Below are 22,842 nucleotides of genomic sequence, written 5' to 3' on the forward strand. Positions count from 1 at the left end.
AAAACCGGCTTAGGCCGGTTTTTTACTTTTAAGGACAATGTCTTTGACAATTGATTCAGCGTGGACAATGCTGTTTTCTATAAAAAATTCCCGGGTATTTAGTCCTCCGCAAACCACTCCAGCCAGATAAACTCCTGGCACATTCGACTCTTGGTTGGCTTGGTCGTAGCAAGGTTGCCGTTTTTCATCCAAACTCAACTCAACTCCCAATTGATCCAAGAGCGCAAAGTTGGGTTTGTATCCTGTCATGGCTAAAACCCAATCATTAGCTATCGTTTCTTCTCCATTGGGTGTTGAAATAATGACTTCATTGGGTTTGATTTCCTTGACTTTTGAATTGGTAAAGGCCTTGATTGAGCCTTCTTTGATCCGATTCATGATGTCTGGCCTGACCCAATATTTCACATTTTCATCAACCTCATCAGCCAAAAGAACCATACTCACCTCAGCGCCTTTTCTCCAGCATTCCAAGGCAGCATCTACTGCTGAGTTGGCCCCACCAACTACCAAAACTTTCTGAGCGATAAATGGCCAAGGCTCCTTATAATAATGGAGAACTTTTGGAAGCTCTTCTCCGGGCACATTCATCAAATTGGGTAAATCATAGAATCCTGTAGCCAAAACAAGTTTTTTGGCTAAATAGTTAGCCTTTGAGGTTTGAACATGAAAGTTGTCATCCTCTTTCTCTATCATCTTTACAGCTTCGTAAAGATTGACTTTCAGGTTAAAATGAAAATAAATCCTACGGTAATATTCCAAGGCCTCAGTCCGGGTAGGTTTGGCGCCTACTGACATAAAAGGAATTCCGGCCATTTCCAACCTGTCTGAGGTGGAGAAAAATGTCATATTCACGGGATAATTGTAAATGGAATTGCACAGTGCGCCTTTTTCTAAAATGAGGTAGTCCAACCCGGCTTTCTGTGCTTCAATTCCACAGGCCAAACCAATCGGACCTCCTCCAATAATCAATACATCATAAGTTTTTTCCATAGGTCAAGGTTGAAAGCTAAACGATTTGTCACTGTAATTTCTGAAATCCCAGTCAAAGCTTCTTTCTTTTAATTGCGTAAAACCATCTTTTCCTCTTAAAACCGCAGATGCCGAAACCGTTCCATACTTCGGCTCCATCCGAATCAGCTGAGCTGAAAGCTGAATTTCTTTCTCTTCAGAAATTCCGGTTTTTGGCAAAGCTTCCAAGGGGAAAGTTTCCCGAGACTTTAGGATTTTCAGAAGGCTTTCTGTGGTGGGATTCTGATCGGCTAATTTATTTAATTGAGATTTTGCCAATTCAGTTTTCGGCCAAGGATCATTTAATAGCCCATTCGAAAGACCATGGATTCCAGGCTGAATTTTTTGAGGGCCGTTTCCATAATTGCTTGAATAAAAGAGTTCATCTCCATCAGAAACCAATAGATTGAATCCGTCAAATAACTTCTTTTTGGATTCCAATTGATCCAAATAAGCTTCCGGAGAAATTTCATTTTCCAAGAAATCCAACACCAGTTTTCCTCTGCTGATAGTGCCTTTTTCTCGGCGCGAAAAATCTCGATAGTTAGTTACCAAAGCCCATTTTCCATTGGGATGAAAGCCCATCCATGTTCCGCCACCTAGAAGATCCTTGCCTCCGAAAATCCAATTTTCCCATTGGTGAAGGGGGGAAGTGGGACGATGGAAGAATTCATCTCGGTTTGCGGAAATGATGAGAGGATAATCTTCGTGAGATTTCCATGAAAAGGCGACCAAACACATAGGCAAAAAGGAAACTTTACAAATTCAACTTAGGTGCATTTTTTAAACACAGCTTGCGAGAAAAAAATCCCTTACTTGTGGAAAGATATTGAAATCAAGAACTATGAACCCAACTTTGATCTTAATTACCGGTGCCAGCAGCGGCATTGGATTTCATTTGGCTAATTATTTTGAAGATCAAAAAATCCCGCTAATCCTCTTGGATATCCAGGAAGAAGCCTTCAAAAATCATTTTTCAAGTCAGGCTACAACTCATTGGGTAGTGGGAGATGTAGCGAATGAAGAATCTTGGAAAGAGGTTTTGGATCTGGCACATAAACTTCAATTGCCAATTTCCCATTTGATCAATTGTGCTGGAGTGATTAGGCCAGGGTTTTCGTATGAATTTGACCTGTCAGATATTTCTTACCACCTAGATATTAATACTAAAGGAAGCATTCTGGGGACTACTTTGGTAGGAAAAGAAATGAAAAAGCAGGGGTTTGGTCACATTATCAATATTTCGTCCTTAGCTGGTTTGGCTCCTGTTACAGGCTTGAGTCTATATGTTGCGTCCAAATTTGCTATTCGTGGATTTACTTTGGCGGTTGCTGCGGAAATGAAAAAGTTTGGGGTAATCGTTTCAGTTGTTTGTCCGGATTTGGTCAACACGCCGATGTTGGATTTGCAATTGGATTATCCGGAAGAGGCCAAACTGACTTTTAGTGGACCCAAGAAAGCCCTCGAGCCTGCTCAGATTACTGAGGCGATTGTAAAATTGATGGCCAAACCTAAAACTCAAATTTGTATTCCGGAGCATCGTGGCTTCTTGGCAAAATTTGCAGGTGCTTTTCCAGAAATGGCTGAAATCTTAAGAAATAGCCTAGAAAAGAAAGGAGAAAAAAATCTCAAAAACTATAAAAAACACTAGAATTCAGTTCTTTAACACTTTTTAATACGATAATTATCGTACTTTTTTGGAGATTACGATGTCTTTCGTATAACTTTGATACGAAGATCATCGTACCAAGCTCTATGAACAAGCCAACAGAAGCAGAATTAGAAATCTTATCACTCCTTTGGGAGCTGAAAGAAGCCAGTGTAAGGCAGATCCACGAGAGGATTTCTCAGTCCAAGGAAACCGGATACACGACTACCCTCAAGATCATGCAAATCATGCATGCAAAAGGAATGGTGGAAAGAGACGAAGAAAACCGAACCCATCTGTACCGACCGATCATGAAGCAAGGGGATACCCAAAAATCCCTTTTGAAAAATCTGATGACCACTGCTTTCGGTGGCTCTGCAAAATCTCTGGTAATGCAGGCTCTGGGTCAAGAGACTCCTTCAAAAGAAGAACTTGATGAGATCCGCGCTTTTCTCGACCAACTTGAAAATAAGTAAGCCATGGAATTTTTAACTGAACTACTTCCGGATAATTTGCTCTCAGCCTTGGGTTGGACCTTGGTGCATTCTCTTTGGCAGTTGATCGTGATTGCCGGGTTTCTTTGGATTGTTTTGAGAGTATTTAAAAGCTCAAGTTCGGCTACTAAATATGGTTTTGCAGTCGCAGCTTTAGTTATCTCTTTCCTTACCACTTTAGGTACTTTTTCGTATGAATATGCCATTGCTGAAGAAATTCCCGCTCTTTCTTCCTTCGAAATTCAAGCCCTTAGAGATTATTCTACTGTGGTTTCAAGAGAAAGCAATTGGGAAACTTTGCTGTATCAGGGAAAAACCTGGATCGAAAAAAGCCTTCCACTTTTGGTAAATGTATGGTTTTTAGGCGCTCTGCTTTTTCTTTTTAGGTTGCTTAATAGCCTTTCCGAAATCCGGACTTTAAGAAAATTCTCTGTTCACATCAACGATTTTTCTCTGGAAAATTCTCTCAAAAGCCTATCGGTAAAAATGGGCATTTCCAGGTCGATCCAGTTGAAAATCAGTAAAACGGCCGTTTCTCCTTTGACCTTTGGAACATTAAAACCCATAATTCTTCTTCCAGCAGGCTTGATTTTCCAGCTTTCTCCTGCGCAGCTCGAAGCCATTTTAGCACATGAGCTAGCCCATGTAAAGCGGAATGATTACCTAAGTAATCTTTTGCTGTCTAGTCTTGAGGTGCTCTTTTTCTTTCATCCTTGCTATTGGTGGATGAATACTACTGTTCAGGAGCTTCGCGAAAATGCGGCCGATGACTTGACCGTAAAGGCTGGAATAGCTCCGAAAAATCTGGCTACCAGTTTGGCGGAAGTATTGAATTATGCGAAGCAAAATCCTCCTGAATTAGCCCTGGCTGCAGGAAAAAGAAGGAATCCAACCCTTCAACGAATCAAAAGGATACTCGGGTATCCCGCTCAAAACTATCCACAAACCCCTATTATTTCTATCCCTATGCTACTCACATTATTTCTCAGCGCAGGCCTGATGGCTAGCGCCCAGCAAGACACTCCCAAACCTATTGAACCGATTGCCGGAAAAGTAAAAGTTTTGGATGCACAGCCCACCTTCTTTGAGCCCACTGCTCAAGATACCACAGTGAAAACTTACATAGATCCGAAAACCAAAAAAGAGGTTAAAGTCTATGGAAATGATGTCATGATAATAACTACCGATGATGGAAAGACCTATCAAATCAAAGGTGATGTAGTGATTTCTGACGGAGATACGGTGGTATTAAGTGGAAAAACTAAAGCCGCATTGGATAAAATGAGAGCTCTGGAACTAAAAGATATGCCTGAGTTTTCGATCCCTGATGCGCCTGAATTTCCCGGTGAGTTAGCCATGGCGCCAATTCCTGATTTTGAATTTCAATTTGAGATGCCTGAAATGCCTCCTATGCCACCTATGGATATGGCTGAATTTTCTTTCCCGGAAATGAATGTGCCTCCTTTTGAATTTGAGTTTAATCAGGATTTTCCCGGATTTTATTTCCGAACTGACACCACTAAGATGACCAAGGAGGAAAGAGAAAAATGGCAAAAAGAGATGGAGGAAAAAGCCAGAGTTTGGTCAAAAGAAGCTGAAAGCCGAGCCAAGGAATGGGAATCCAAATGGAAAGAAACTGAAGGAGAACGCAAAGAAAAAATGGCCCAGTGGGAGGCAAGATTCAAGCAGGAATTTGAACCAAGAATGAAAGAATTCGAAGCCAGGATGAAAGAATGGCAAGCCGCAAATGAGCCGAAAATGAAGGAATTTGAGGAAAAAATGAAAGTCTGGCAGGAAGCTCAGGAGCCAAAAATGAAAGAGTGGGAGGCAAGGATGAAAGAATGGGAAAAAGCTCAGCAACCTAAAATGGAGGAGTTTCAGCGAAAGATGGAAGTCTGGCAAAAAGAGTATCAATCCAAAATGGATGAATTCCAAAAGCTTCTTCAGGAAGAATTGAAAAAGAATAAAAATTAATTGTGTGTTGATGCAAAAAAAGACCTGTCCTCTGGGCAGGTTTTTTTTTGCTTACTTTTTTAAATCAACCGGTTTTGTTGGGATTTTCTCCCACTTTTTTGAAAATCCAAAGCAAGATCATAAGACCAGGGATTTTCTTGGAAAGAAATCTTTCGATTGGAGGGTGTTTAGGCACTTTTTCACTCACTATCTCTCCATCCTTAAATCCTTGAGTATCAATAAAAATTTCTTGGAAATTTTCTCGAAAATATTGGCTTGGATAAATCTTTTGGCTACTTTTAATTAAAAGTGGGAAAAAGTGGGTGAAAGTGGTAGAAAGTGAAATTGATTTTCTTACTTTTGTTTTTACAGTAAACTCTATTTAATCGAGTCCTAGTCATGTTCAACAGTCAATACGATGCTAAGCTAGATCCTAAAGGGCGGCTGGTATTGCCTTCCAAAATTAAGGGGGCAATTCCGGAGGCTAATGGGACTGCCTTGATGCTTCGGATGGCTGAAGACAAGTGCTTGGCACTTTATCCGATGGTAGAGTATAAAAAGCTGGAGAATCAGATCAAATCCCTAAACATCAACAATCCCGAGCAGCGCATGCTGCAAAGATCTTTTTTCAATTCTATCGTCGAGGTAGAGTTGGACAGTACGGGAAGACTTCTGATTCCAAAGCTATACCAAACCTATGCCGGGTTAGAGAAGGATGTAGTTGTAGTAGGCATGGGAACTCGAATCGAACTCTGGAATCCTGAAAATTATCTCAAGAACATCATTGTAGATCCGGCGGACTTGTCCAGCCTGATGGAAAAGTATCTCTCCTAAGCGCTATGACCGAGTCTGTTTACCATATCCCAGTGATGCTCTCCCAATGCACTGAAGGCTTGGCTATTAATCCCAATGGGATTTATGTCGATGTGACCTTTGGTGGAGGTGGACACTCGAGAGAAATACTTAAGCATCTCGATCAGGGAAGGCTTTTTGGATTTGATCAGGATGAAGATGCCTTGGAAAATGTCCCTCAAGATGAGCGGTTCACTTTTGTCCAGGCAAACTTCAGAGATATCAAGAGGTATCTGAGACTTTATGGAGTGAAGCAGGTGGATGGGATCCTGGCTGATTTAGGAATTTCTTCTCACCAAATCGACGAGCCGAAAAGAGGCTTTTCCACCCGGTTTAGCGGGGATTTGGACATGAGAATGAATCAGTCCGGTGAGCTGACCGCCAAGGATGTCCTCAATACCTATGAAGAATCTAAGCTTCATAAGATTTTCGGAATCTACGGAGAGGTGAAAAATGCCAAGACTTTGGCTCAGGCGATAGTGGCAGAGAGGGCAGCCAAAGCATTTGATACTACGGAAGGCTTTACGTCTTTCCTTAAAAAGTTTGCCCCGAGAGGGAAAGAGTTCAAATACTTCGCTCAGGTTTTTCAGGCTTTGAGAATCGAAGTAAATGATGAAATGGGGGCTTTGGAAGAAATGCTCCTCAGTGCAGTAGAGCTGTTGAATCCGGGAGGAAGATTGGTTGTGATTAGCTACCATAGTCTGGAAGATCGATTGGTGAAGAATTTAATTGCCAAGGGAAAATTCCAGGGAGAGGTAGAAAAGGACTTCTATGGAAACCTTCTTCGGCCTCTGGAACCTGTGAGCCGAGGAGCGATTGTGGCAGATGAGGAAGAAGTAGCAAGAAATCCAAGAGCCAGAAGTGCCAAGTTGAGAATTGCAGAAAAGAAAGGAAAATGAGTCAAAACACCTTTAAGAAGAAGCTAAAGGCCGGGAACAGTCCAAAAGGAGGTCCCCGAAAGACTGTTTTTACCTGGATCGAGGAAAAGCTGGACGTCAAAGGATTCCTTGGTGAAGGAGTTCCAGTACAGTTTATTCCACCGGTTAGCTTTCTGGTTCTTTTGGCTTTGATCTATATCTACAGCAATCACCGGGCTGAAAATATGGTCCGCAAAATTGAAAAAGCGCAGCAGGAAGTGGAAGATCTCAGGGCAGATGTGACCACCCTGGAAGCTGAATATATGCAAAGCAGCATGCAGTCAGAAGTGGCTAAGCGTGCTGCAGCACTTGAAATCTATGAATTGAACCAGCCGCCGATCAAAATCGAGGTAGAACAATGAATATCAAACGCTCCATAGTGCTCCGAGTGAGGGTGGTCTTCATCCTGGTGGCTCTGGCTGCTTGTGCGATTCCGTACAAGATCGCTGTGGTGCAGTTTAAAGAAGGAGAAAAGTGGATTGCAAAAGCTGAGCAAGTCAATTTTCAGTACAGAGAAGTTCCGGCCACTCGGGGAAATATTTACGCATCTGATGGAAGTCTTTTGGCTACCAGCTTACCTTTTTATAGAGTAGCTATCGATCCGACCATCGTGAAGGAGAGCAAGTACAAAGCAGGAATTGATTCACTTTCCCGCTTTTTATCAGCTTTTTATAAGGATAAGTCTGCTACCGCTTACAAGCGGATGATCAATGATGCCCGACTGGACAAGAAGAGATATCTGATTTTGAACCGAAAGCAAATTGGGTATCAGGACATGCAGAAAATGACTTCCTGGCCGATTTTCAGAGATGGTAGATTGGGAGGAGGAGTAATTTTTGAAAAGGTTGAAAAACGATACAGACCTTTTAATTCATTGGCCAGCCGTACGGTTGGATTTTTAAATGAGGACGAATACGGTGCGGGAATTGAATATAGTTTCAACAACTACCTGAAAGGAAAAGACGGAAAGGCATTGTTTCAGCGCCTTGCCGGTGGAGTTTGGAAGCCCATGTTTGATGCGGAAGATATTAAGCCTGAAAATGGCTATGATGTCTACACCACTTTGGATGTAAATATTCAAGACGTGGCAGAAACAGCCCTTCGTCGTCAATTGACCGATCGGGATGCAGCTTTTGGTTCTGTGATTGTTATGGAAGTGAAGACTGGTCATATCAAGGCTATGTCCAATCTTCAGCGAAATAAAAGCGGAGTAGGCTATTCTGAAAGCTACAATTACGCTGTCGGAGATATTGGAAGCACCGAACCTGGCTCGACTTTCAAGTTGCTTTCTATGCTTGCCTTGTTAGAAGAAAACAAGATTAGGCTCGAAGAAAAAATTGAAACTGGTAACGGAGCTCATCGCTTCTACAACCAAACGATGTATGATGCCAAAAATGGAGGGTATGGCACCATCACCATCCGTGAGGCATTTGAAAAATCATCCAATGTGGCTATCTCCAAATTGGTCGATATGCATTTTGGATCAAGTCCTTCCAAATTCATGGCTTACATCGATAAGGTTGGATTGGCAGAACCTTTCAACCTTCAATTGGCTGGGGAAGGAAAGCCATTTTTCAAAAAGCCAGGAAGCAAAACTTGGTATGGTACTTCTTTGCCTTGGATTTCCATCGGATATGAATCCAAGCTCAACCCAATACACACCCTTTCCCTTTACAATGCAGTCGCAAATGGTGGGACAATGATGAAGCCTATTTTCGTGCAGGGAGTGGGACAGGGAAATACCTTGGTAGAAACCTACAAGCCTGAAATCATCCGAAAGCAAATCGCTTCAGAAAGGACCATTAAGGCCTTACAGGAACTTTTGGAAGGAGTGGTTTTGAGAGGAACGGCTAAAAATATTCTAAATCCCAATTACAAAATCGCCGGAAAAACAGGGACAGCACAGAAAATTGTGAACGGTCGCTATGTGGAGACCTACTACACCAGCTTTGCTGGATATTTTCCTGCTGATCGACCAAAATACAGCATGATTGTCGTGATCGACAGCCCTAAAGGATTTGCGGCTTATGGGGGTGACGTTTCTGCGCCGGTTTTCAAAGAAATCGCAGATCGAATCTACGCCTTGGACATGGAGCTGAATCCAATTAATCAATCCAAGATTCTCCAAGCAGAAAATCAAGGTCCTGCACTTCCATTTATCAAAGCCGGTAAGGGTGAAGAGCTTCAGGGGATTTTCGAGGAACTCCATATCCAAGCCAAAGCTCCAGCAGCAGAGGAGTGGGTCAAAACCACGGGAGATTCCCAAAAACTAAACCTTGCCATTAATGAAACAGATAAGCCTGTGGTTCCTGATGTCTCAGGAATGCCACTGAGGGACGCGCTTTTCATTTTGGAAAACAAAGGACTAAAAGTGAATTACAACGGAAAAGGCCGGGTGATCGAGCAGTCTTTGACTCCGGGAAGCCAGCTGACCCCAAATGCAACTATAAATCTGGTCTTAGGCTAAATGAAAGTACTCAAGGACATATTGTACAAGGTTTCTCTTACCTCCACCATAGGCGATATGGAGAGGAAAGTAAGTGCCATCGTCTTTGACAGTCGTCAAGTAGTTGATGACTGTGCTTTTGTCGCTGTTCCTGGGACTCAGGTTGACGGCCATAATTTCATTTCCAAGGCTTTGGAAATGGGAGCCAAAGTAATAGTCTGCGAAAAATTACCAGAAACTATTCAGGAAGGCATCACCTATGTGCAGGTAGTCAATTCTGCCAAAGCATTGGGAATTATGGCTTCGAATTTTTTCGACAACCCATCTGAAAAAATCAAAGTGGTGGCTGTCACCGGAACCAACGGGAAAACCACAACCGTCACCTTGCTTCATCAGCTTTTTGTCGCCATGGGTTACAGTACGGGATTGCTTTCCACTGTGGAAAATAAGATCAATGAAAATGTAATTCCGGCAACGCATACCACTCCAGACGCGGTGAGTGTGCAGGCTTTGCTCCGCAAAATGGTGGATGCAGGCTGCTCGCATTGCTTTATGGAAGCAAGTTCCCATGCTATTGTCCAGGAAAGAATTGCCGGACTGAAATTGGCTGGAGCAGTTTTTACCAATATCACCCATGACCACTTGGATTACCATGGGACTTTTGACGAATACATCAAAGCTAAAAAGAAGCTCTTTGATGAATTGCCAAAAGATGCTTTTGCCTTGGTGAATGCTGACGATAAGCGAGGCATGGTAATGCTTCAAAACTGCAAAGCTGCTCATCAGACTTTCGCCTTAAAATCCTCTGCCGATTTCAAAGGCAAGGTTATTTCAAATACCCTGGAAGGTCTGGAATTGGACATCAATGGGAAACTGATTTGGTTCCGCCTAATCGGAGCTTTCAATGCTTACAATCTATTAGGTGTTTTTGGAGTGGCTGTTCTTTTGGGAGAAGAGGAGGAGGAAGTGCTTCGGGAGCTTTCAGGAATCCGAGGAGCAAAAGGCCGCTTTGACCGGATTACCATTGGTGGGATTACTGCTATTGTGGATTATGCCCATACTCCTGACGCCCTTGAAAATGTACTCAAGACCATCAATGGGGTGAGAAACGGAAATGAGCAGCTCATTACGGTAGTGGGTTGTGGAGGAAACCGCGACAAGACAAAGCGTCCGACCATGGCGAAAATTGCTGTGACAGAAAGCGATAAAGCAATTTTCACTTCGGATAATCCTCGTTTCGAAGAGCCAATGGACATTTTGAAGGATATGCAGGCAGGAATTGGTCCGACGGAAATCCGCAAAACATTGACCATTGAGGATAGAAGAGAGGCCATAAAGACTGCAGTGATGCTTTCTAAAAAAGGAGATATCATCCTCATTGCCGGAAAAGGGCATGAGGATTACCAAGAAATCAAGGGCGTAAAACATCATTTCGATGATACCGAAGTGGTATCGGAGATTTTAAACCAAATGACATCTAACTGATATGCTGTATCCCATTTTTGACTACCTAGATCGAGTATTGGATATCCCTGGCACTGGGGTGTTTAGATATATCTCGTTCCGTGCGGGAATGGCAGCAGTTTTCTCCCTGATCATTACCATCACTTTTGGTCATCATATCATTAACTGGATCAGAAGAAAGCAGATCGGAGAGACGGTTCGCGACTTGGGCTTGGAAGGACAAGCACAAAAGAAAGGCACTCCAACCATGGGTGGTTTGATGATGATTGCTGCGATTTTGGTTCCAACCCTCCTTTTTGCCAACCTGAATAATATCTACATCATCCTCTTGCTGATCTCTACTGTTTGGTTGGGACTGATCGGTTTTTTGGATGATTACATCAAGGTTTTCAGAAAGAATAAGGAAGGCCTAAAAGGTCGATTCAAAATCGTAGGTCAAATCGGAATCGGTATCATCGTAGGTGCCACACTTTATTATAATGATAATGTGGTGATCCGAGAGTTTTCTACTCCGGTTTCTGTAGAAAGTGGAATCGTAGAAACCCCGGCTTACCAAGATGTGAAAGGACTAAAAACCACTATTCCTTTCATGAAAAACAACGAGTTGGATTATGAAAATCTCCTCGGTTTCATGGGAGAGTCAGCCACTCCGTTCCTTTACATTTTGGTCGTGATTTTTATCATCACCGCTGTTTCCAATGGTGCAAACATTACGGATGGAATAGACGGACTCGCCGCAGGAACTTCAGCTATTATCGGTTTGACGATTGCCATTTTTGCTTACCTCAGCGGTAACGCCATTTTCTCCCAATACCTGAATATCATGTACATCCCCAACTCAGGGGAGCTCGTGATTTTTGCTTCTGCTTTCATCGGAGCTTGTGTCGGTTTCCTTTGGTACAATGCATTTCCTGCACAGGTATTCATGGGAGATACTGGATCCTTGATGCTCGGAGGAGTTATTGCGGTTTTGGCTTTGACGCTTCGCAAAGAGCTTTTGATCCCAATCATGTGCGGGATTTTCCTAATCGAAAACGTGAGTGTAATGCTCCAGGTGAGCTACTTCAAATACACCCGAAAAAAATATGGAGAGGGAAGAAGAATATTCCTGATGTCTCCACTTCATCATCATTACCAGAAAAAGGGAATCCATGAAGCCAAGATCGTAACCCGATTCTGGATTGTAGGAATCCTTTTGGCTGTGATCACTTTGGCCACTTTGAAACTGAGATAAAAGAAAAATGAAACAGATCGCCATACTTGGAGCCGGAGAAAGCGGATTGGGAGCAGCAATGCTTGCCAAGCGTGAAGGCTATGGAGTTTGGGTAAGTGATCTGGGTCAGATTGCTCAGGAGAGAAAAAATGCGCTTTTGGAAGCAGGGATAGGTTTTGAGGAAGGAAAACATGATGAGAAAAAGATTCTTTCCTCAGACTTGATTATCAAAAGTCCGGGAATTCCTCATAAGGCTCCTTTGGTAAAAAAGGCCATGGAAGAAGGCATTCCGGTGATTGATGAATTGGAATTTGCTTGCCGATTCAGTGCTGGAAAAGTCATTGCCATTACCGGAACGAATGGAAAAACCACCACTACTTTATTGACTTACCACCTTTTGAAAGAAGCAGGTTTGGATGTGGGTTTGGCTGGAAATGTCGGCAAAAGCTGGGCAGGTCAATTGGTAGAGAAAGACCACGATTGGTGGGTAATCGAGACTTCAAGTTTCCAGATTGATGGAATGGAGTGTTTCCGACCACATATCGGCATGCTCACCAATATCACTCCTGACCACTTGGATCGCTACGAGTATCAAATCGAAAAGTACATCCTGTCCAAAATGAGTCTCTTCAAAATGATGACTTCTAGGGATAAGGCGATTTTTTATGTGGAGGATGCACTGAGCAAAAAGGGTTTGGAGATGAAGCCGAATAAGGCATCCCACTATGGGATTTCCTTGGAAAAAGAACAGAAACTGGGTGGATTCTTCGATGGGAAGAATTTGAATATCCATATAAAAGAGAAGCAGGCAAAAGTGTCTTTGGAAGACCTTTCCATCAAGGGAAAACATAATATCCTCAATGCACTTTTTGCAGGAACAGCTGCCTTGTTGGCAGGGCTAACCGAAGAGCAATTGAAGTTGGGATTCCAAACTTTCAAAAATGCTCCTCACCGTATGGAGTTGATCCGCACTGTGGATGGAGTTCAGTTTGTCAATGATTCCAAAGGGACAAATGTAGAATCTACTTACTACGCACTAGGAAGCTATGAAAGACCGATGATTTGGATTGCTGGTGGTGTGGACAAGGGAAATGACTATTCAGTTTTGACTTCTTTGGTAGAAGGCGGAAAAGCTAAAGCGCTGATCTGTTTGGGTAAAGAAAATGAGAAGTTGAGAACAGCTTTCTCAGGAATCATCCCAGAAATCAGAGAGACTCAAGACATCCGAGAGGCTGTTCAGTGGGGTCAAGAAATGGCAGAAAAGGGAGAAGTAGTGCTTCTTTCTCCAGCCTGTGCAAGCTTTGACCTATTTAAAAATTACGAAGACCGAGGCGAGCAATTTCGAGCTGCGGTCATGAACCTTAAAGAAAAACAACAGGCATGAATCACCTGAAGGCATGGATAGACGAGCATTTTAAAGGCGATCCCATTATCTGGGCGATCGTGATTTTGCTGTCTTTATTCAGCATCCTGGTGGTGTATTCAGCCACCGGAACTTTGGCTTACAAGACTGCCGGAGGAAATACGGAACTCTATCTTTTCCGTCATTCCTTTTTGGTCTTTTTATCACTTTTTGTGATGTGGCTGGCGCATAAGATGCCTTATAGAAAGTATGCGCTTTATGCTAGACTTTTCATGTACCTGTCTATCCCATTGCTGATTTTCACCTATTTCTTTGGATCCAATATCAATGAAGCCAATCGTTGGTTGACCATTCCGGTTATCAATCAGGCATTCCAGCCATCCGATTTAGCTAAACTTTCACTGATTGCAGCTTTGGCTGCCATGCTAGCCAAGCGTCAGAAAAATATCAAAGATTTCACCGGGACATTCCTTCCAATCATTCTTTCAATTGGTGTGATCTGCGCATTGATTGGAATGGCAAATATGTCTACCGCTATCCTTTTGTTGATGACTTGTTTGCTGATCATGTTTATCGGAAGAGTACCTGTGAAGCACCTTGCTCTTGTGGTCATGATCGGAGTGATGGGATTGACAGTGGCGGTTTTTGCAGGGCAAAGAGGAGAAACCTTCTGGTCTCGAATCGAAGCATTTTGGGAATCAAAGGATGACGATTCCAAAATTCCTTTCCAGGCTGAGCAATCTTACATCGCCATTGCAACCGGAGGAATCACCGGAAAAGGCCCAGGAAATAGTGAGCAAAGAAATTCCTTGCCTCACCCGTATTCCGATTTCATTTACTCCATCATCATTGAAGAATATGGCCTTGTTGGAGGAGCCACTGTGCTTTTCCTATACCTCGCATTGCTCTACCGAGGAATGCGGATTGTGGTCAATTCCAATAAAGCCTTCGGAGGATTACTCTCTGCGGGTTTGAGTTTCGCTCTGGTGATCCAAGCCTTGGTCAATATGGCCGTAGCTGTTGGATTGGGGCCAATTACAGGTTTGCCTTTACCTCTTTTGAGTATGGGAGGAACCTCCTTAGTATTTACCGGAACTGCCTTGGGAATTATTCTCAGCGTGAGTCGAGGTGATCATCAGGATGAAGCAACTGCACCTGAGCCAAGCAGAGTATCCAATAGATTAAGAACAGCATAAACCCAAAATACCATTACTACAAAGTCTACATATCGAATTCTCATTAGCGGCGGAGGCACAGGAGGACATATCTATCCTGCGATTGCCATAGCTAATTCCTGGATAGAGAAGCATCCCGGAAGTGAAATTCTATTTGTAGGAGCCTTGGGAAAAATGGAAATGCAGAAAGTCCCTGAAGCAGGATATGAGATTAAAGGATTGCCTGTGGCCGGACTTCAGAGAAGCCTTTCCTTGGACAATTTGAGCTTTCCATTTAAGCTGCTGAAAAGCTTGAGAATTGCCTCAGGCATTGTGAAGGATTTCCGTCCTGATGCAGTCGTAGGGGTAGGTGGATATGCCAGCGGCCCTGTTTTATACGCTGCGCAAAAGCGTGGAATTCCAACTCTTTTGCAGGAGCAAAATTCCTATGCAGGGCTGACCAATAAGCTTTTGGCTAAGAAAGCCAAGACAATCTGTGTGGCTTATCCGGGCATGGAGAAGTTTTTCCCTGCTGACAAAATCACAGTAACTGGAAACCCAGTACGAAAAGATATTCTGGATTTGTCAGGAAAAAGAGAAAAGGCTTTGGCTCATTTTGGATTGGCTCAGGATCGAAAGACCATTTTGGTTTTGGGGGGATCTCTGGGAGCAAGAACGCTTAACCAAGCGGTTTTGAAAGATATGGAAGCCTTGGAAAATGCAGGTAACCAGGTTCTTTGGCAGTCAGGCAAATTCTATTTCAAGGACATGCTTTCCAAGTTGGAAGAATCGGGATTGAAGCATATCCAACTGAGAGAATTCATCCGGGAGATGGATTTGGCGTATGCGGCGGCTGATTTGATTGTCTCCAGAGCTGGAGCATTGTCTGTTTCAGAGCTAAGTCTTGTCGGTAAGCCGGTGATTTTTATCCCTTCTCCCAATGTGGCTGAAGATCATCAAACCAAGAATGCTATGGCTTATGTGGATCATCAGGCTGCTATGCTATTGAAAGATGCTGAGGCTGTAGGGCAATTGAAAAACAAAGTAGACGAACTGATGCAGGATGCCGATTTGGCTCTGGTATTGGGGAAAAATATGAAAAAACTGGCTAAGCCAAATGCGGCTTTGGCCATTGTGGAAGAATTAGAAAAACTGGTCAAATGACATTCAAAGGGATAAATAAGGTCTTTTTCCTTGGCATTGGAGGTATCGGCATGAGTGCTTTGGCACGCTGGTTCCGCCATGAGGGATATCCTGTGGCAGGATATGACAAGACACCTTCTCCTTTGACCAATGAATTGGAAAAGGAGGGAATGATCCTCACTTTCGAAGATAGAGTAGATGCCATTCCTTTTGAATTCACCACTCAGCCAGAAGAGGTTTTGGTAGTATGGACTCCGGCGATTCCAAAGGACAGTATCCTTTTGAACTTCTTCCAGGCCCATTACCAAATCAAAAAAAGATCTGAGGTCTTGGGAATGATCACCAAGGACTTTTATACCATAGCAGTTGCAGGAACCCATGGAAAGACAAGCACATCTTCTCTTGTTGCTCATTTATTGAAGTCAGCTGGAAAGCCAGTTGCTGCATTTTTGGGTGGAATTACCCAGAATTATAACAGCAACCTGATTCTTCCTGGTAAATCCAAAGAAGAGACTTTGGTAGTAGTGGAGGCAGATGAGTTTGATCGTTCTTTCCTTCGTCTACATCCGAATGAAGCTGTTTTGACTAGTGCCGATCCAGACCATTTGGATATTTACGGAGATGAATCAACAATTTTAGAAGGATTCAGGGAGTTTATCCGCTTAGTGGATAAGAAAGGCAAGCTCTATCTCCAGTCCCATGCCTGGTATAGACTTGGGGAAAACTTGGGTACCGTCGGAGGAATTAGAGAATATGGACTCAGATCCAATGGAATCCACGCGGAAAATATCATCGCCAAGCCGGGAATGTTCCAGTTTGATTTCATGGGGATAAAGAACCAAATCAAAGGTTTGGAATTGCATATTCCAGGATTTCACAATGTAGAAAATGCCTTGGCTGCGATAGCTATCGCCCTAGATCATGGCGTAACAGAAGATCAGATTCGTGCAGGAATTAAGTCTTTCCGAGGTGTGAAGAGAAGATTTGAGATTCATTCTTCAATCCCTGGAAACATCTATATCGATGATTATGCTCATCATCCTGAAGAAATTAAGGCTTGTCTGAGTTCGGTCAGAGCCATGTATCCGACCCAGCGCTTGACGGTGATTTTCCAGCCTCATTTGTTCACACGTACCCGAGATTTTGCAGAAGGATTTTCTGACAGCCTTTCTCTGGCAGATGAAGTGGTGCTTTTGGATATCTATCCAGCTCGGGAATTACCAATTCCTGGAGTGACTTCTGAGATGCTTTTGGTAGGCATTCAGGCAAATAAAAAGACTTTAATCAACAAAGCTCAGGTAATGGATTACCTGAAGGAATCCCAACCCGAAGTTCTGGTGACGATGGGGGCGGGAGATATTGACCGGTTGGTGCCGGGGATAGCAGATTGGATGAATTCAAGAACTAAACCTACGGTAGCATGAATTGGAGAAAAATTAAGCGAGTAGCAGGAGTGATTTCTCTGGGATTGATTCTGGTGGGATTCATTGGTTTTGTGGAAAAGAAAAGCCTGGAAAAAACTTTCCAAGGATTGGATATCCAAATCAAAGCCGTCAGCGGACTCTACTTTGTGGAGGATAAGGAAATCAATTCCATCATTTCCTCAGGTTTTCCTGAACTAAAAGCAGGACTTCCCTTGAAGGAAATTCCATTGGCAGAAGTGGAGGAAAGATTAGAAGGGCATCCTTTTGTCAAACATGTGGATGCATCTCTTGGACAAAAGGGAATTCTTCGTGTGACTTTGGAACAACATGAACCCATCGCAAGAATTGCCCGACCATTGGCAGCAGATGGCTATGTCACCACGGAAGGATTGATCATTCCTACTTCTAATTCTTATACCAGCCGGGTTTTGATTTTGGAAGGAGAATATATCGAGAAGCTGATGGATCAGGGGAATCTGGATCAAATGCCGGAGCTCATGCCTCTAATTGAATTCATTGTTAAAGATGAATTTTGGAGCGCTCAGGTCACCGAGCTGGAAATCAGAAAAAGAGATGATATCCACTTGCACCAGCAAGTTGGTAAGCAGGTGATCGAGTTTGGAGATGCCTTGGATTTTGAAAGTAAGTTCAAAAGAATCGACGTGCTCTATAAGGAGATTTTGCCGAGAAAAGGCTGGAATGCCTACGATCGGATCAGCGTGAAATTTAAGAATCAAATTGTTTGTGAATAAAGCTTGGATATGGAAAACGACAAACTAATTGTAGGTCTAGACATCGGGACGACTAAGATCTGCGCCATCATTGGCAGAAAAAATGAATTCGGTAAGCTCGAGGTCCTGGGAATGGGCAAAGCTGTATCGGACGGTGTCGATCGTGGGATTGTCACGAACATCGAAAAAACTGTCAATGCCATTCAGAAGGCGGTGACAGACTGTTCCAATATGGCTGATGTGGATATTGCCGAGGTCATTGTTGGGATTGCCGGACAGCATATCCAGAGCAAGATCATGCATGGAAGTATCATGCGACCACCATCCGAGGAGGAAATCACCATTGAGGATGTCCAGCGCTTGACTGCAGACATGCACAACATCGTCGTTCCTCCAGGAAATAGCATCATCCACGTAATGCCACAGGATTACACAGTGGACTACGAAGGAGGAATCAAGGACCCAGTTGGAATGGCGGGTGCCAGACTCGAGGCGGATTTCCATATCATCACTGCCCAGACTACCGCTATTCACAACATCAACAAATGCGTTAAGCGCGCAAATCTTACCTCAAGCCAGTTGATCCTTGAGCCATTGGCTAGTTCGCTATCCGTCCTAAGCGATGAGGAAAAAGAGGCCGGTGTTTGCTTGGTGGATATTGGTGGAGGTACTACTGACATTGCCATTTTCTACGAAAATATCATTCGCCATACCGCAGTAATTCCCTTGGGAGGAAATATCATCACCTCGGATATCAAGGAAGGCTGCATGCTGATGCAAAATCAGGCAGAATTGCTTAAAACTAGATTTGGAAAAGCGATCTCCAAGGAGGCCAATACCAATGAAATCGTGTCCATTCCAGGCCTGAGAGGTAGACCACCAAAAGAAATCTCCGTGCATAACCTGGCCTGCATCATTGAAGCCAGAATGGAGGAAATCATAGAGATCGTTCAGAACGAAATCATGCAAAGTGGCTATTACAAGAAACTTGCAGGCGGGATAGTCCTTACTGGTGGTGGATCTCAGCTTCAGTGCATTGCTCAGCTTTTCGAATACATGACAGGGTTAGATACCCGAATTGGCTATCCAAATGAGCATTTGGGTAAGTCGGTGATCGAAGAAATCAAGAGCCCAATGTATGCTACTTCGGTAGGATTGGTTTTGGCAGGATTCAAATCCCTTGATAACAGAGAGGAAGAATACCTCAAGCGAAAAGCTAATAGCGGAAGAAAGCCAAAAATCATGGAAAAGCGAGAGCTGATAGCCAATAGCTTCTTTAAAAACATCACAGACAGATTGAAAAATATGATCTCCGCTGATATCGGGGACGACGATAATTATAACAACTAGGGCTTATGATTGGGGGAGATAATCGGCCCTGCGGATTATTTCCCTTTTGTTCCCTTTCACCAAAACAACTAACAAAAAGAAATTTTCACCAAACCTAAAATATGTCAGATAACATGAAAGATTACAGATTTGATCTCCCAAAGAATCAAAAGTCAATTATCAAAGTAATTGGCGTCGGTGGCGGCGGCAGCAATGCCGTAAATCACATGTATGCCCAAGGTATCAAGGATGTGGAGTTTGTGGTAGTCAATACCGATGCCCAAGCGCTAAAGTCTTCCCCGGTACCTTTAAGACTTCAGTTGGGCGCCAACCTAACCGAAGGACTTGGAGCAGGAGCTAATCCTGAACAAGGAAGAAACGCAGCAATCGAATCTCAGGATGAAATTAGAGAGCTGCTTTCAGACAATACCAAGATGGTGTTTATCACAGCTGGAATGGGTGGAGGAACCGGTACCGGAGCCGCTCCTATTGTAGCTAAAATTGCCAAAGAATTAAATATTCTAACTGTTGGTATCGTGACTGCCCCTTTCATGTTTGAAGGGAAAAAGAAAATGGCGGTAGCCCAGGCAGGAATCGAATCACTTCGTGAAAGTTGCGATACCGTATTGGTTATCCTCAATGACAAATTGAGAGAAATCTATGGTAACCTCGCTATCCGTACTGCATTCAGCAAAGCTGATGATATTTTGACTACTGCGGCTAAGTCTATCGCAGAAATCATTACCATTCATCAAGATGTAAACGTCGATTTTGAAGACGTGAAGACCGTAATGAAAGATGCCGGTGCCGCTGTAATGGGTTCATCTACAGAAGAAGGAGAAGGCAGAGCTATCCGTGCAGCTGGTGCTGCGATTTCCTCTCCTTTGTTGAACAATGTAGATATCAAAGGGGCTCAGAAAATCTTGCTTTCCATCATGTCTGGTGAGGAAGAGGAGCTTTCAATGGACGAATTGAGCGAAATCACAGAATATATCCAGGAGAAAGCTGGTGATAACGCAGAGGTTATCTTCGGTCAGGGTATCGATCCTGAATTGGGTAAAGCTATCCGGGTGACTGTAATTGCTACCGGATTTGAAATGGATAAGCTTTCTGACAAGCCTGCCAGAAAAGAATTTGTTGCACCTGTTTCTGCTTTCGCAAATCCAGTTTCTAAAGTAGTTGAAGAGGAAAAAGAAGCAGTAAAAACCGTGATCAACTTGGATTCAGGAAAATCTCAGCAAGTAAAAGAAGAGCCGGTTTCCGGAGCTACTTTCTCCTTCAATTTCCCTAAGGCTCCAATTGCTGCTACCCCAACTCCTCCAAGCCAGGAAGAAGATGACTTCACTTTTGAATTGAAGCCTTTGGAAGAGGAAAAAGTAGAAGAAATCAGAGATGAAAAGGTCGTAATTGATCTTTATGAAGAAACTGAAAAACCTAAGGCAGAACTTCCAAAGGAATCTGAGCCGGTACCAACTCTTTTTGCAAATGATTACTATGAGCAAATGAAGCAGAAGGCTATCCAAAGAGCTCATGAAAGATTCGAGAAGCTAAAAGGAAAGCGTTCTTTGAACCCTTCTCCAGAAGAATTGAAGGAGAAAATGGAGGTTCCAGCTTATCAGCGTAAGAATGTTGTGTTGAACGAGCCTCAGCATAGCTCTGAGCCTGCGATCAGTAAGTATAACCTAAATGACGAGAACGAAATTCTCGGCAACAACAGATTCCTGCATGATAATGTGGATTAATTCCTAAAACTCAAGCAGCATGTCTGCCTGGGTATGTAGGAGTTCTACATACAGCCTGTTGGTGAGCAGGTTATCTGACATATTTTGCTCGATTTTGGCAAGCTTCGGCTTGAGAGCAAGAACATGCATACCCAGATAATGGAATATGTCGGTGAGGTGGCTCAATGCGATGCCACCTCCCCCAATTCCAGAGGAGATGCCTACTAAAGCACATTTCTTATTTCGAAAGGTGTTTGGATAAGTCATCCCGTCAATAAATGTTTTTAGTATCCCGGGGAATGAGCCGTTGTACTCAGGAACTATAAAAATGAATTTTTTCCCATCTTTAACCCGGTCGTGAAAGGCATTGTAGCCCGGATTTTTACCGTTGTTTTCATAAAGTGCCGTAGCCGCAAAATCAGCCGGCAAATCTTCTAATTCCAGAATTTCAGCATCCGATCCTTTTTCTCTTAAAATACCCTGATAGGTTTCAGCGATTATTTTTGAAACAGAGTTTTTACGGTTGGTGCCTACGATAATTTTGATCATGGGAAAATAATTTCTGTCCACAATACACGGAAGTAGGGGTAAAAGTTCTAAGCAGAGGGTAAAATTCTATATTTACACTCCTTTGAATAGAAAAAATGGAGTATCTAAAGCAAATAGAAGAGGCTGAAGCCTATATCAAACAGGTGCATCCTGAAGAGGTGCCCATCGGAATTATTTTAGGAACTGGGCTAGGCAATCTGGGAGATCAGATTGAAGTCGAGCAAGAAATTGACTATGGATTGATTCCTCATTTTCCTATTTCTACCGTAGAAAGCCATTCAGGTAAACTGATTTTTGGTACCCTCTCGGGGAAAAAAGTGGTAGCTATGAAAGGCCGCTTTCATTACTACGAAGGCTATTCTATGAAACAGGTGACTTTTCCTGTTCGAGTGATGAAAAAACTTGGGGTTAAGACGCTTTTGGTTTCCAATGCCTGCGGTGGCCTTAATCCCGATCAGGAAGTGGGTGAGGTCATGATCATTTCGGATCACATCAATCTTTTCCCAGAGAATCCCCTTCGAGGAAAAAATTACGAGGAATTGGGTCCAAGATTTCCTGACATGAGTGATGCCTATTCTTCAAGATTAATCCATCAAGCTTTAGAGATCGGAAAGAAGCATAACATTAGATTACACACTGGAGTCTATGCTGGAGTTGACGGACCTAATCTGGAAACTCCTGCAGAATACAAATACATGCGAATCCTTGGAGCTGATGCTGTCGGAATGAGTACTGTACCCGAAGTTCTCGTAGCCAGACATATGGGAATTGAGGTATTTGGAATTTCTGCGATTACCGATCTGGGTGTACCGGGTAAAATTCACCAAATCAGTCTTCAGGATGTTTTGAATGCAGCTGCAAAGGCAGAGCCTGTAATGAGTCTGATTATCCGGGAATTGGTGAAATCCTTATAAAATGAAAAGTCCTGCCTCAATTGGGCAGGACTTTCTTTTATTGTTCAGGAAGCTGATCAAGGGCTAGGATCAGTTTATTCATAAATGGCTTAATCTCTTCCGGCCAAAGGGAAGGATCCTTACCTACCTGCCACCACAACACTCCGGTTTTGTTTTCAAATGCCAGATAATAGGCGCCTTGATCTACGCATTCTGGACAAGCAATTAGGTTGTTTCCTAAGGGTCGAAGGAATGTTTCCGGGAAAGAAGTTCTGAGGTCTTCTACTAAAGAATTATACTGGGATGCCAATGGCGTACTTTTGTAAGTGATCACCGGCGCATCTCTGAATGAATTCAGGTTATCGATATAGAGCTTACCTTGATCATACTTATAAATCTGTATGCAATTCCCTTCACAGAAGAAATTCCATTCTCCAAAGATGAAGGCTTCCACATTGGGTTCTTCTTCCTCCTCTTTACAGGAAAAGAGCAAGGGAAGAGACAGGAATAGAATAAGAAAGAACCGTTTCATATAGCTAT

At 43.1% G+C, this 22,842-nt stretch carries 21 protein-coding genes; 17 read left to right on the top strand and 4 right to left on the bottom strand.

From position 1 onward, the window contains the following. Window positions 1-9: 9 nt before the first annotated feature. The gene (locus tag DFQ04_RS15835) at window positions 10-990 is read right to left on the bottom strand and encodes a YpdA family putative bacillithiol disulfide reductase (protein ID WP_133557663.1); all 981 of its coding nucleotides are present in this window, start codon (window positions 988-990) and stop codon (window positions 10-12) included. A 3-nt stretch (window positions 991-993) separates the two neighbouring features. After that, on the bottom strand, window positions 994-1,749 hold the full coding sequence (locus DFQ04_RS15840) for an NRDE family protein (protein WP_133557665.1): 756 nt from the start codon (window positions 1,747-1,749) through the stop codon (window positions 994-996). 103 nt (window positions 1,750-1,852) lie between these two features. On the opposite strand from DFQ04_RS15840, the gene DFQ04_RS15845 reads away from it, so the two are divergent. From DFQ04_RS15845 to ftsZ, 16 genes are all read left to right on the top strand, one after another. Continuing rightward, a complete protein-coding gene (locus DFQ04_RS15845; protein ID WP_133557667.1) occupies window positions 1,853-2,659 on the top strand; it encodes an SDR family NAD(P)-dependent oxidoreductase in 807 nt (268 codons plus the stop codon). 104 nt (window positions 2,660-2,763) lie between these two features. Then, window positions 2,764-3,132: a BlaI/MecI/CopY family transcriptional regulator gene (locus DFQ04_RS15850; protein ID WP_133557669.1), complete on the top strand. Its 369-nt coding sequence runs from the start codon at window positions 2,764-2,766 to the stop codon at window positions 3,130-3,132. 3 nt (window positions 3,133-3,135) lie between these two features. Beyond that, window positions 3,136-5,124 carry a M56 family metallopeptidase gene (locus DFQ04_RS15855; RefSeq protein WP_133557671.1) on the top strand — a complete coding sequence of 663 codons (1,989 nt, stop codon included), beginning with the start codon at window positions 3,136-3,138 and terminating at the stop codon, window positions 5,122-5,124. A 378-nt stretch (window positions 5,125-5,502) separates the two neighbouring features. Beyond that, complete coding sequence (gene mraZ / locus DFQ04_RS15860; protein ID WP_133557673.1) at window positions 5,503-5,937, top strand: division/cell wall cluster transcriptional repressor MraZ; 435 nt, start codon at window positions 5,503-5,505, stop codon at window positions 5,935-5,937. 5 nt (window positions 5,938-5,942) lie between these two features. Beyond that, on the top strand, window positions 5,943-6,854 hold the full coding sequence (rsmH, locus tag DFQ04_RS15865; protein WP_133557675.1) for a 16S rRNA (cytosine(1402)-N(4))-methyltransferase RsmH: 912 nt from the start codon (window positions 5,943-5,945) through the stop codon (window positions 6,852-6,854). Further along, window positions 6,851-7,234: an FtsL-like putative cell division protein gene (locus DFQ04_RS15870; protein ID WP_133557677.1), complete on the top strand. Its 384-nt coding sequence runs from the start codon at window positions 6,851-6,853 to the stop codon at window positions 7,232-7,234. Before rsmH ends, DFQ04_RS15870 begins: the two co-directional genes overlap by 4 nt. Next, window positions 7,231-9,339 carry a penicillin-binding protein gene (locus tag DFQ04_RS15875; protein WP_133557679.1) on the top strand — a complete coding sequence of 703 codons (2,109 nt, stop codon included), beginning with the start codon at window positions 7,231-7,233 and terminating at the stop codon, window positions 9,337-9,339. Before DFQ04_RS15870 ends, DFQ04_RS15875 begins: the two co-directional genes overlap by 4 nt. Continuing rightward, window positions 9,340-10,803, top strand: coding sequence for a UDP-N-acetylmuramoyl-L-alanyl-D-glutamate--2,6-diaminopimelate ligase (locus DFQ04_RS15880; protein WP_133557681.1), 1,464 nt, complete (start codon window positions 9,340-9,342; stop codon window positions 10,801-10,803). It begins immediately after the preceding gene. A 1-nt stretch (window position 10,804) separates the two neighbouring features. Next, entirely contained in the window at window positions 10,805-12,016 is a 1,212-nt protein-coding gene (gene mraY, locus DFQ04_RS15885) for a phospho-N-acetylmuramoyl-pentapeptide-transferase (protein ID WP_133557683.1), read from the top strand. Window positions 12,017-12,023: 7 nt separating this feature from the next. Continuing rightward, window positions 12,024-13,379, top strand: a complete 1,356-nt coding sequence (gene murD, locus DFQ04_RS15890) for a UDP-N-acetylmuramoyl-L-alanine--D-glutamate ligase (protein WP_133557685.1) — start codon at window positions 12,024-12,026, stop codon at window positions 13,377-13,379. Then, complete coding sequence (locus DFQ04_RS15895; RefSeq protein WP_133557687.1) at window positions 13,376-14,554, top strand: FtsW/RodA/SpoVE family cell cycle protein; 1,179 nt, start codon at window positions 13,376-13,378, stop codon at window positions 14,552-14,554. The genes murD and DFQ04_RS15895 overlap by 4 nt, the downstream gene beginning before the upstream one ends. A gap of 12 nt (window positions 14,555-14,566) precedes the next feature. Then, window positions 14,567-15,676 (top strand): undecaprenyldiphospho-muramoylpentapeptide beta-N-acetylglucosaminyltransferase, encoded by a 1,110-nt coding sequence (gene murG, locus DFQ04_RS15900; protein ID WP_133557689.1) that lies wholly within the window; start codon window positions 14,567-14,569, stop codon window positions 15,674-15,676. Beyond that, window positions 15,673-17,079, top strand: a complete 1,407-nt coding sequence (gene murC, locus DFQ04_RS15905) for a UDP-N-acetylmuramate--L-alanine ligase (RefSeq protein WP_133557691.1) — start codon at window positions 15,673-15,675, stop codon at window positions 17,077-17,079. The genes murG and murC overlap by 4 nt, the downstream gene beginning before the upstream one ends. Then, entirely contained in the window at window positions 17,076-17,831 is a 756-nt protein-coding gene (locus DFQ04_RS15910) for a cell division protein FtsQ/DivIB (protein WP_133557693.1), read from the top strand. Before murC ends, DFQ04_RS15910 begins: the two co-directional genes overlap by 4 nt. A 9-nt stretch (window positions 17,832-17,840) precedes the next feature. Next, window positions 17,841-19,160, top strand: coding sequence for a cell division protein FtsA (gene ftsA, locus DFQ04_RS15915; protein WP_133557695.1), 1,320 nt, complete (start codon window positions 17,841-17,843; stop codon window positions 19,158-19,160). Between the two features lie 101 nt (window positions 19,161-19,261). Beyond that, window positions 19,262-20,881: a cell division protein FtsZ gene (ftsZ, locus tag DFQ04_RS15920; protein ID WP_243739702.1), complete on the top strand. Its 1,620-nt coding sequence runs from the start codon at window positions 19,262-19,264 to the stop codon at window positions 20,879-20,881. Between the two features lie 3 nt (window positions 20,882-20,884). Here ftsZ and DFQ04_RS15925 read toward each other — a convergent pair whose 3' ends face one another. Then, complete coding sequence (locus DFQ04_RS15925) at window positions 20,885-21,409, bottom strand: NADPH-dependent FMN reductase (protein WP_133557697.1); 525 nt, start codon at window positions 21,407-21,409, stop codon at window positions 20,885-20,887. A 95-nt stretch (window positions 21,410-21,504) separates the two neighbouring features. On the opposite strand from DFQ04_RS15925, the gene DFQ04_RS15930 reads away from it, so the two are divergent. Beyond that, window positions 21,505-22,323 (top strand): purine-nucleoside phosphorylase, encoded by an 819-nt coding sequence (locus tag DFQ04_RS15930; protein WP_133557699.1) that lies wholly within the window; start codon window positions 21,505-21,507, stop codon window positions 22,321-22,323. Window positions 22,324-22,360: 37 nt separating this feature from the next. Here the strand turns inward: DFQ04_RS15930 and DFQ04_RS15935 are convergent, their stop codons facing one another. Continuing rightward, window positions 22,361-22,834, bottom strand: coding sequence for a hypothetical protein (locus tag DFQ04_RS15935; protein ID WP_133557701.1), 474 nt, complete (start codon window positions 22,832-22,834; stop codon window positions 22,361-22,363). Window positions 22,835-22,842 lie beyond the last annotated feature (8 nt).

Origin of the sequence: Algoriphagus boseongensis (assembly GCF_004362805.1) — a bacterium.
Lineage (GTDB): Bacteria > Bacteroidota > Bacteroidia > Cytophagales > Cyclobacteriaceae > Algoriphagus > Algoriphagus boseongensis.

What these genes read in the sequence shown, in the direction of transcription:
- DFQ04_RS15835 (WP_133557663.1), bottom strand. Translation starts at nt 990, where the DNA reads ATGGAAAAAACTTATGATGTATTGATTATTGGAGGAGGTCCGATTGGT.
- DFQ04_RS15840 (WP_133557665.1), bottom strand. Translation starts at nt 1,749, where the DNA reads ATGTGTTTGGTCGCCTTTTCATGGAAATCTCACGAAGATTATCCTCTC.
- DFQ04_RS15845 (WP_133557667.1), top strand. Translation starts at nt 1,853, where the DNA reads ATGAACCCAACTTTGATCTTAATTACCGGTGCCAGCAGCGGCATTGGA.
- DFQ04_RS15850 (WP_133557669.1), top strand. Translation starts at nt 2,764, where the DNA reads ATGAACAAGCCAACAGAAGCAGAATTAGAAATCTTATCACTCCTTTGG.
- DFQ04_RS15855 (WP_133557671.1), top strand. Translation starts at nt 3,136, where the DNA reads ATGGAATTTTTAACTGAACTACTTCCGGATAATTTGCTCTCAGCCTTG.
- mraZ (WP_133557673.1), top strand. Translation starts at nt 5,503, where the DNA reads ATGTTCAACAGTCAATACGATGCTAAGCTAGATCCTAAAGGGCGGCTG.
- rsmH (WP_133557675.1), top strand. Translation starts at nt 5,943, where the DNA reads ATGACCGAGTCTGTTTACCATATCCCAGTGATGCTCTCCCAATGCACT.
- DFQ04_RS15870 (WP_133557677.1), top strand. Translation starts at nt 6,851, where the DNA reads ATGAGTCAAAACACCTTTAAGAAGAAGCTAAAGGCCGGGAACAGTCCA.
- DFQ04_RS15875 (WP_133557679.1), top strand. Translation starts at nt 7,231, where the DNA reads ATGAATATCAAACGCTCCATAGTGCTCCGAGTGAGGGTGGTCTTCATC.
- DFQ04_RS15880 (WP_133557681.1), top strand. Translation starts at nt 9,340, where the DNA reads ATGAAAGTACTCAAGGACATATTGTACAAGGTTTCTCTTACCTCCACC.
- mraY (WP_133557683.1), top strand. Translation starts at nt 10,805, where the DNA reads ATGCTGTATCCCATTTTTGACTACCTAGATCGAGTATTGGATATCCCT.
- murD (WP_133557685.1), top strand. Translation starts at nt 12,024, where the DNA reads ATGAAACAGATCGCCATACTTGGAGCCGGAGAAAGCGGATTGGGAGCA.
- DFQ04_RS15895 (WP_133557687.1), top strand. Translation starts at nt 13,376, where the DNA reads ATGAATCACCTGAAGGCATGGATAGACGAGCATTTTAAAGGCGATCCC.
- murC (WP_133557691.1), top strand. Translation starts at nt 15,673, where the DNA reads ATGACATTCAAAGGGATAAATAAGGTCTTTTTCCTTGGCATTGGAGGT.
- DFQ04_RS15910 (WP_133557693.1), top strand. Translation starts at nt 17,076, where the DNA reads ATGAATTGGAGAAAAATTAAGCGAGTAGCAGGAGTGATTTCTCTGGGA.
- ftsA (WP_133557695.1), top strand. Translation starts at nt 17,841, where the DNA reads ATGGAAAACGACAAACTAATTGTAGGTCTAGACATCGGGACGACTAAG.
- ftsZ (WP_243739702.1), top strand. Translation starts at nt 19,262, where the DNA reads ATGTCAGATAACATGAAAGATTACAGATTTGATCTCCCAAAGAATCAA.
- DFQ04_RS15925 (WP_133557697.1), bottom strand. Translation starts at nt 21,409, where the DNA reads ATGATCAAAATTATCGTAGGCACCAACCGTAAAAACTCTGTTTCAAAA.
- DFQ04_RS15930 (WP_133557699.1), top strand. Translation starts at nt 21,505, where the DNA reads ATGGAGTATCTAAAGCAAATAGAAGAGGCTGAAGCCTATATCAAACAG.
- DFQ04_RS15935 (WP_133557701.1), bottom strand. Translation starts at nt 22,834, where the DNA reads ATGAAACGGTTCTTTCTTATTCTATTCCTGTCTCTTCCCTTGCTCTTT.